2 protein-coding genes are annotated in these 2,210 nt (G+C 67.9%); both read right to left on the bottom strand.

Annotated features, from left to right (window positions below; genetic code table 11):
- Positions 1–106: 106 nt before the first annotated feature.
- Positions 107–1,078, bottom strand: a complete 972-nt coding sequence (locus VGR06_RS13505; protein WP_327559395.1) for an NAD(P)-dependent oxidoreductase — start codon at positions 1,076–1,078, stop codon at positions 107–109.
- A 267-nt stretch (positions 1,079–1,345) separates the two neighbouring features.
- The gene (locus tag VGR06_RS13510) at positions 1,346–1,816 is read right to left on the bottom strand and encodes an integrase core domain-containing protein (RefSeq protein ID WP_327559396.1); all 471 of its coding nucleotides are present in this window, start codon (positions 1,814–1,816) and stop codon (positions 1,346–1,348) included.
- Between the last annotated feature and the right edge of the window lie 394 nt (positions 1,817–2,210).

Consider the following 2,210-nt stretch of genomic DNA (forward strand, 5'->3'; position numbering starts at 1 on the left):
GTCTCCGGGTCGCGGAGATCCCGGTGGCTGATGCCTAATCCTTATCTGTGCCGTCGCCCGGTCGGCGTTCGCCTGGACACTCCTTGGGCTGGGCTGCTGAATGAGCTCACGACGAGGCTGGCTTGGGCGGCGCAACGTCGCCTAGTCCGTCCCGGAAACCATCTCGCCAGCTTCGATAGCGCGGCTGCCAGCCAAGTTCGCGCTTGGCTTTGGCATTCGACGTGCCGCGGATCTGGGTCATCATTGAGACGCCGACTTCGCCGGCTGCCAGGCGGCCGAGCCAAACCGGAACGCGCCTCGGTGGCTTGGCGCCGAGCGCTCGGGCGAGTTCCGGCAGCCAGACGGCGACCGGTGCCGGCTCGTCGTCGACGATGTTGTAGACGCCCGGTGCGCCGTGCTCGATAGCGGCGATGGTCGCGGTCGCCGCGTCGTCGATGTGGATGAACGACCAGACGCCACCGCCGTTGCCGACGATCGGGAACTTGCGCTGGCGCACGAGTTCGGCGAGATCACCGTCGAGGGCGAAGCCGGTGCCTGGTCCGTAGAAGTTGGCGTAGCGAAGGACAATCCCTTCCATGCCCTGGGCTCCGAGTACGGCGTCTTCGAGGTGGCGGATCGCCTCTAGCGACTTGCGCTGGTTCGCCGGCGGGTCCGGGTCGAACGGATCGTCTTCGCCTTTCAGGCCCGTGCCAGTGCGTGCGTAGTTCCAGTTGCCGTAGCTCTGCGCGATGAAGCGCCGCACGCCGGCCGCCCGCGCCGCGTTGAGCAGGTTGTCGGTGCCTTCGGTCCGCAGCCGGTTGGTGACTGAAAACTCCTCGTCGAACTTCTTGTAGCTGCTGACTCCGGTGAGCCCGGTCATCTGATGGATGACAACCTCTGGTTTGCTCCGCATGATCGCCCGCATCACCTCCCCGGCGTCGAGCCCGTCCGCGACGACCGGTTCGGCGCCGGCCGCTCGCAAGGAATCCACCTTCTGCGGAGAGCGCGTCATCGCCGCGACGTCATAGCCGCTCGCGACCAGCAACGGAACGAGACGATGGCCGACCGCTCCGCTCGCACCTGCAACAAAGACCGTCATCGCTGCGTCCCACTCTCATTCGGTCTGCTCGCTTGACATCAACCGTCACCGAGCTCCGCAGGGCCGGCGGCGGGCGAGGTGTAGCCACGCCCCCAGTCCAATCATGCGCCCTGTAATGCCGCGCATCTTCCTGATGGCTGCGGTCCTAGCTCTCGCCGGGCTGCTTATACCTGCCAGCCAGATCGCCACGGCCGGAGCCCGTGGGGTGCCAAAACGCTGTCGTGGTGCGTGAGCTGGGTGTTTACGTTGCTGGCTGGTACTCGTTGATCAGGCCGCCGAGCACGGTTCGGCGTGTGATCCGCAGCGTTGGCAGGTGTGGGAGGGGCCGGTCGGGCGCGGCGGTTGCAGGTCGCAGCTGCGATGCGGGCGCCGCTGGTTGTAGTGCCGGGCGTACTCGGCGAGCGCGCGCTGGAGGTGGCGTGGGCCGAGGATCAGCATGCGGTCGGTGAGCTCGTTGCGGGCGGTGAGCACGAACCTCTCGGCGTAGGCGTTGGCCCGTGGACAACCCGCAGGGATGGTGAGGACCTCGATGCCCGCATCGGCGAGGACGGCGTCGAACGCGGTGGTGAACTGGCCGGCCCGGTCCCGGACGAGGAACCTGAACGCCTCCGCACGCGCGCCGAGGTCCAACAGGAGGTTGCGGGCCTGCTGGGTGGTCCACGGCCCGTCGGGGTTGGCGGTGACGCCGAGGACGTGCACGTACCGGGTCTGGATCTCCAACGCGAACAGCACGTACATCCGCCGCAGGGACACCGTGTCGACGTGGAAGAAGTCGACCGCCAGCGCGGTCGACGCCTGGGCGCGCAGGAACTGCCGCCAGCTCAGGTCGCCGCGGCGGGTAGGTGCTGGCGGGATCCGGGCCCGCCGTAAGATCCGCCGGATGGTCGAGGCGGCGACCCGGTAGCCGAGCTTGCGCAGCTCACCCTGGATGGTGAGTCGGCCTGGGGCGCGGTGGCGGAGTTTCCTCCGCTCCGTTTCCCCAGGCCGCTCGCCGAACCCGGCGTGCGACTCTCATCGCACCGGGCTCTCCACGGGATCATGTCGCTGGTTCGATGATCGTGGTCGGCCAGGGTGACGGGATCCTCGGTCCTCGCCAGCGGTAGCGGGTAACCGTGACCGAGGCGATGTTGAA

This window comes from Actinophytocola sp. (genome assembly GCF_036002505.1).
GTDB lineage: Bacteria > Actinomycetota > Actinomycetes > Mycobacteriales > Pseudonocardiaceae > DASYTH01.

What these genes read in the sequence shown, in the direction of transcription:
- VGR06_RS13505 (WP_327559395.1), bottom strand. Translation starts at nt 1,078, where the DNA reads ATGACGGTCTTTGTTGCAGGTGCGAGCGGAGCGGTCGGCCATCGTCTC.
- VGR06_RS13510 (WP_327559396.1), bottom strand. Translation starts at nt 1,816, where the DNA reads ATGTACGTGCTGTTCGCGTTGGAGATCCAGACCCGGTACGTGCACGTC.